The sequence below is a fragment of the Streptomyces sp. NPDC006261 genome, assembly GCF_040613515.1.
Taxonomy (GTDB): Bacteria; Actinomycetota; Actinomycetes; order Streptomycetales; family Streptomycetaceae; genus Streptomyces.
This window is the reverse complement of record NZ_JBEXSI010000124.1, coordinates 1-5,904: the sequence shown is the minus strand read 5'-3', so window position 1 is coordinate 5,904 and position 5,904 is coordinate 1. Positions and strand designations below refer to the sequence as shown.

Annotated in this window: 7 protein-coding genes and 1 pseudogene; 3 read left to right on the top strand and 5 right to left on the bottom strand. The window is 69.3% G+C overall.

Annotation, left to right across the window (positions count from 1 at the left end; all coding sequences use genetic code 11):
- The coding region (locus ABZ154_RS34595) for an MFS transporter (RefSeq protein WP_356838397.1) at positions 1-1,191 on the bottom strand (1,191 nt) is incomplete at its 3' end.
- Positions 1,192-1,322: 131 nt separating this feature from the next.
- Here ABZ154_RS34595 and ABZ154_RS34590 point away from each other — a divergent pair.
- The 3 genes from ABZ154_RS34590 to ABZ154_RS34580 all read left to right on the top strand — a co-directional run bounded on the left by ABZ154_RS34590 (position 1,323) and on the right by ABZ154_RS34580 (position 3,499).
- On the top strand, positions 1,323-1,853 hold the full coding sequence (locus ABZ154_RS34590) for a winged helix-turn-helix domain-containing protein (protein WP_356838396.1): 531 nt from the start codon (positions 1,323-1,325) through the stop codon (positions 1,851-1,853).
- 214 nt (positions 1,854-2,067) lie between these two features.
- The gene (locus ABZ154_RS34585; protein WP_356838399.1) at positions 2,068-2,358 is read left to right on the top strand and encodes a hypothetical protein; all 291 of its coding nucleotides are present in this window, start codon (positions 2,068-2,070) and stop codon (positions 2,356-2,358) included.
- 595 nt (positions 2,359-2,953) lie between these two features.
- Positions 2,954-3,499, top strand: a complete 546-nt coding sequence (locus ABZ154_RS34580) for a phosphatase PAP2 family protein (protein WP_356838394.1) — start codon at positions 2,954-2,956, stop codon at positions 3,497-3,499.
- Positions 3,500-3,685: 186 nt separating this feature from the next.
- On the opposite strand, the gene ABZ154_RS34575 is transcribed toward ABZ154_RS34580, so the two are convergent.
- The 4 genes and pseudogenes from ABZ154_RS34575 to ABZ154_RS34560 form a co-directional block, all read right to left on the bottom strand.
- A complete protein-coding gene (locus ABZ154_RS34575) occupies positions 3,686-4,066 on the bottom strand; it encodes a hypothetical protein (protein WP_356838393.1) in 381 nt (126 codons plus the stop codon).
- A 420-nt stretch (positions 4,067-4,486) separates the two neighbouring features.
- Entirely contained in the window at positions 4,487-5,116 is a 630-nt protein-coding gene (locus ABZ154_RS34570; RefSeq protein ID WP_356838391.1) for a hypothetical protein, read from the bottom strand.
- Positions 5,117-5,126: 10 nt separating this feature from the next.
- Positions 5,127-5,459 (bottom strand): annotated as a pseudogene (locus ABZ154_RS34565) (hypothetical protein); the annotation flags it as partial.
- A gap of 161 nt (positions 5,460-5,620) precedes the next feature.
- On the bottom strand, positions 5,621-5,836 hold the full coding sequence (locus ABZ154_RS34560) for a hypothetical protein (protein ID WP_356838389.1): 216 nt from the start codon (positions 5,834-5,836) through the stop codon (positions 5,621-5,623).
- Between the last annotated feature and the right edge of the window lie 68 nt (positions 5,837-5,904).

Genomic DNA, 5,904 nt, shown 5'->3' with positions numbered 1-5,904 from the left:
GTTCGGCCGGGAGGGTGGTATGGCGCGGGGACGACCGCTGATCGCGAGCAGCACGGCCGTCGTCAAGCCGAGCACACCGGCTGCGAGGAGTTGAACCCTGTAGTCCAGGGTGGCCACTAGTGCTGTGCCCGCGAGAATCGCGAGCCCGGTCGGTGCGAATACCAGCGTGTTCGCGGTGGCTGCCACCCGGCCGAGCAGTTCGTCGGGTGTCTCCTTCTGGACCGTGGTCAGGGCGCTGATGAGCGGCCAGGGCAGGCCCAGGCCGATGAGCAGGCTGCCGGCCATCACCACGGGGAGGAAGCCGGTGATCCGGGCCAGTGCCCCGAGGGCGAAGAGCGTGAGTCCGAGCACTGACAGGACGCGGGGTGGGACGCGGCGCAAGAGTGCCCCGGCCGCCAGACCGCCGATGATCGACCCGAGCCCTTGGACCGAGCTGAGAACGCCGGCGAAGGCCGCGGGCTGCCGCAACCCGATGTCGAGGAGCGCGAAGGTCGCCGTGCTGCTGAGACTTGATGCCGCCATGGCGCAACCGCCTGCGACTACCAGGGCTCGCAGTGTCGTGTGCCGCCATAGGTAGCGGATGCCTTCGGCGGTCTCGGTGGTCCAGTTCCGCCGGGGCCTGCGTGCGGGCGCGGCTTCACGCACGCGGATCATGCTGAAGGCGGCCGCGCCCAGCAGGAAGGACAGCGCGTTCAGCAGGGCGACGGTCGGGCCGCCCAAAACAGTGAACAGACCCGCACCGATCAGGGGACCGAGCAGGCTGGTGCTCTCGATCGCGGCCCGGGACAGGCCGTTGAAGTCCCCGCGTATGTCGCCCGGGACGGCGGAGGCGATCAACGCGGTCTCAGCGGCGTCCATGAGCACGGCTCCCGTGCCCACCATGGTCAGCACGGCGAAGAGCAGCCACACATCCTCCGGAGAGCGCACGGCGATGGGTGCCGTCATGACAGCGGCCAGCACCAGGCTCGTGGCGATCAGGAGCGTGCGGCGGCGCATCCGGTCGGCCAGGTTGCCGAGGAACGGTCCCGCAAGGGCCGGTGCCCAGGCGCAAAAACCCACCAGGGCGGCCAGGCTGTTTGAACCGGTGAGCTCCTTCACCCAGACCCCGGAGGCCAGAAGCATGGCCGAGTCCCCGAAGCCGGAGACGATCACTCCCGTCAGGTAGACACGGGCATTGCGGTCCCGCAGCACCGTGAAAAGCCCCATGGCCATGCCCGGCCCCCCTTGATGATCTCGCTCCACAGGTTTTCGGCACCCTACTCCCAACAGAATGGTTGGGGGTAGGGGGTGCCGTGGTGGCGGCATGCGCTTTACTGACTGGCGTGACCGACGCAGACCCCGTCCTGAGGGCCCTCGCCCATCCCGTGCGGCTGCGGATGCTCACGCTCATGTGGCCCGGGCCGATGTCCGCCGCCGAACTCGCTCGTGAGCTGGACATCTCGCACGCCCTGGCCAGCCGGCACCTACGGCGCCTGGATGCCGCCGACCTGGTGGAACTGGCCGAGGAACGCATCCGCCGCGGAGGCCGGGAGCGCCGCTACCGAACCGTCCACGGCTCCCCGCTGTCCGACCGCAGCGATGGGGCTCGGATGCTGGCAGCGACCCTGGCGCACACCCTTCAAGAGCGCGCCGCACGCCGGGCTCCAGACGGCAAGGGGGTAACCGTCGACGCGGAACTGTGGGTGGCGCCGGAGGTGTGGGAAGCGGCCAGGCAGCGGCTCGCCGATGTCGCGGCCGAACTCCACGACGCCGCGCACCCGCCACGCACGCCCGGAACGATCCCCGTGGGCGTGAGCCTGATGACCTTCCCTTTGCAAGAGGCCCCGCATGCTGACGCTGACCGGGAACCGTGACGAGCACCGCCCTCCACTTGACCTGACAGCACACCGACTCTGCCCCGCCTTACGCTGTCAGCGGCTACCGCTAATTCCGCTCCGATACTTCCCGAGGGCCTACGCGGTCCGCTGGAGCAACAGCTCGCAATGGGCGAGAGAACCGGAGGCAAGCACAGAGGCGTTGACCGGACTACGCGTTGCGCCATGCATCGGTGACACAACCGACTTCGAAGTGCCACCACCCATTCTCCTGGCCGCGGAGAAGCAGCGCCTTGATCCCGCCAAGGTCTGCATCCCCGGCTACACCCTGCTGCGCCTCGGGCCGTACTTCCAGACCTGGGTCGCCTCCCACGACGCCGACCACCTCAACACCGAGCTCGCGGGCCAGGCGGCCACCGTCCTTCCCGGCTTCACGGTCACCGCGAAGAGAACGCGCTGTTCGACGTCAACGACCACGACAGCTACACCGACCCGTACCTCACCGACGTCACCGCGATCCTCGCCGACGCCATCGCGGGGGTGAGCGCGTGACCACCACGCCCCTGTACAAGATCGAGACCAGCGAAGGCGGCGACGGCAGCACCCACCCCGCCGAATGCATCTGGACCCCCGGCGAGGCGGAGATGAAGCAGCGGGGACCGGCTTCATCAGTCACCGCGGCCTGCACATCGCAGGGATCAATGACGCCACCGACCACCCCTACCCGGTCGGCTTCCTGGCCATCGGGCATCAGCGGTGGACCGACGTCATCGAGGTCGCCGCCGCGTACATGGCACGGGTCCACGGCTGGCGGACCCTCCACCTCTACCCGGGCGACGACCCCTCGGGGCTCATCCCCCGTATCCCGCGCGCCGTCCAGACCTGGCGCGTGTTCTTACGGCACCCGCACCCGGACCCACGCATGCGCCTGCGAGTGGGACGACACCTGGCGCATGGTCTGGGCGGCCGCCACCGAACCCGGCGCCGTCCCGATCACCGCCTGCGCCACCCCGCCGCCCTGGCGACGGCTGTCGACATCCCCAACCCCGACGAAGGCGCGCCCGTGATCAATGTGGATCGCGGGCGGCAAGGTTTCGTGATCATTGTGTCGAAGCGTCGCAGGCGGGCAAGGGCACCACATGGGCATCCTGACGACGCTGCGCGATGGCGATCACCGACTTACCCTGCGGATGGCTGCCTGGGATTCCGACTGCGCCCGTCAGCTCCTGCCGCCGGTGGAGAAAGCAGCCGACCACACGAAGCTGTGGTGGGCGGCGACCGTGGCCGTGGCGGCCGCGGGCGGATGGCGCGGCCGGAAGGCCGCAGCCGCCGGCATCATGAGCATGGCAGCGGCAGAACTGCTCTCAAACGGGATCGTGAAACAGCTCGTGGAGCGACGTCGGCCGCCGAAGGAATGGATCCCGCACGACGATGTCGAGGACCGGCCCGACAGCTCCTCCTTCCCTTCCGGGCACACCGCCGCCGCCGTCGCCTTCACCGCCGCAGTCGCCTCTTCCTGGCCCCCGGCCGGGGCCGTCTGCGCCATACCTGCCGTGCTGGTGGCGATCGAACGGGTCCACAGTGGCGCCCACTACCCCTCCGACGTCGCCGCTGGCGCCGCCATCGGCCTGACCGCTGCCACCCTTGTACGCGCAACGCCCCGTCTGATCCGTCGCTGGGGATAGTCACGAAGCACACGCCTTCTCCTGGCGGGACAGGCGCGCCGCAGGCCGTGGAGCGCAGCGCAGTTCAATGCGTCCGCATGCTGGCCGACCCGGGCGAGGTGAAGGCAAAGGCCCGGCTTCCCCGCAGATGACCGCGGGGGAGCCGGGCCTTTCTGCGTTCCGAGGCCTTTGCCAGTTCAAGATCGCCTACTGGTGTTGACTGCGGAGCCGCTCCGGGACAGTGATCTGCTGGCCCTTCTGCGCGAGCATGGCGGCGAACAACGGCGCGCTGGTGTAGCTCATGCCGTCCTTGCAGTACATTTCGCCGCCGTCTCCCTGCGGTGCGCCACTGACCTTCATCCGGAAGCCCTGCTCCGAATCCCATGAAGTCTTCTGGGTTGCGCCTTCGAAGGCGGTCGTCGAACCGGCGGAGCTGAACGAGGTCTCCCGCATGGCCTTGTTGACCGCCTCGATGCGTGTCGCGGCCGATGCCTCCGAGCCGTCGGCGCCGCGGTCCGTGCCGGAGCTGTTGCCGGACCCGTCTCCGCAGCCGACCGCACTGCCGGCGAGTGTCACGGCCAGGGCCAAGGGGCGGAGGACGGACTTGGAGCGTCGGAGAAGCACCGGGTTCCAGCAGGCCACTCGCGCCGGGGCCGCCACCGCCGCACCTCGCCGGCGGCCTCCGGCTCCTGCCCGGCCGGACGCCCGCTGCCCCCTGCCCGGCAACGAACGGCACCGGCTGGCCCGCTCCAGCACGGGCATCAGCGCCCACATCGTCTGCTGCACGTCCGCGATGTGCCAGGCCTGCGCAGCGAACTGCTCCGCCCGGATGACAGCAGACGCCCGTGCTCCGCCTCAGCCACCCCCAAGGGATGCTCGTGCCGCACCCGCTCCAACTCGGCCGCAGTGCGCTCTGACGTCGTCGTCCTGGCCGTGCCGGTGCTCCTGGTGGTGACAGCGGTACAAGCAGGGGTTCCGCCGCCCTTTCTGCGATGCCCGCCCAGCCGGCTACGGAGCCTTGCTCGCGGGTGGAGGCGTGATGGACGGTTCGATGGTCGACCGGACGTAGATCCGCGTGGTACCGGGTGTGAACTCGTGGGCGAAGAGGTCGACGCAGCGTTCGAGGCATTTACCCTCCGGGGACGCCAGGTCGTCCGGGCACAGGCTGGCCTTCCGCAGGCCCTGGACGAACGTCTCGGGTTCGGGCAGTCCGAGGTGGCCGAAGGCGGCGGCGGGCCGGTAGCCCTTCTCCTCGGGATGCAAGTTCCCGATCATCTCGGTGCCGCTCCCGATGAGTCTGCCTGTGTACCGCTCCGCGTCCTCGCTCGGCAGGACGAAGGCGAGCAGGCCGGTGTCGTAACGCTGGCCGGTCTTGTAGCCCGACCGCCGGTCCGAGGCTTCATCCGGAATGCGGATACCGAGCTGGTCGCTCATCCAGGCGGGCGTGGCTCCTTCTTCCCAGCAACACGTCATTTCCTGGCCCGTCAGGTCCGACGACACGTCATCGGCGACCCAGGACACCACACCGATCGCGGTGGCGACGCAGGCGAGGAGCACCGCAACGACGACGACTGCGACCGGCACACGACGGCGGCGCACGGGCTGGGTGTCGGCAGCGGTCCGGGGGGAGGTGTCCATCAGTGATCCTCTATCGCGCTTCCTGCTGCTCACGACCCGGATCCGTCCGGTCGCCCTCGCGGCCCGGCTGGTCCGGCTGCGGCAGAGAGCCCTGGTTCGGGGCGGGGCCGCCCAGATCGTAGTGTTTGACGGAGCTGCTGCCCGCCATGTCGAACTCCTGGGCGATGCCCGTGGTGTGGAGGCGGGCCATCTGACCATCCGGAATGCTCGTATCGCTGCCCCACGGGAGAGGGATGGTCACGCCTTTGCTCTCGTCCCAGTTGTAGCGGTCCCAGGCGTTGGCCTGGTAGTCGAGACCGACCTTGGGCTGTCCGTTCCCGTCCGGCACGACGGTGACCACCCCAACACCCGCGAGGGCGGCTGGTGCTTCCACTGCGACGGGCGCGGGCGCACCCGCTCCCTGTGGAGCCGGTGGCCGGGGACGCATGAGCGGCTGGGCAAGCCCGAGGGGAGCTTGGGCAAGCCCTCCGCGCGGGCGGGCTTGCCCAGGCGCCGACGGCTTGGTCAGCGGTCTGTTTCCGGGTCAGCCGCTTTGTTCGGCCCGGTCTCCGGATCCGAGCTGTCGTCGACGTCCAAGACCGCGGTGCCATCGTCATCGTCATCGTCTTCGACTTCGGCAGGGCTCTGAGTTCCCCCTGCCAACGCGGCTGCGGCGATCTGGTTGATGGTCGTCTGTGGGAAGAGGTGGCTGTAGTGAAGCTTCCCCTTGATTGTGGACACCTGGAGACTGGGACCCGAGGTTCCAGAGGAAGTAGCACCAGGTGGGAAGCAAGTACACGAAGCGGTAC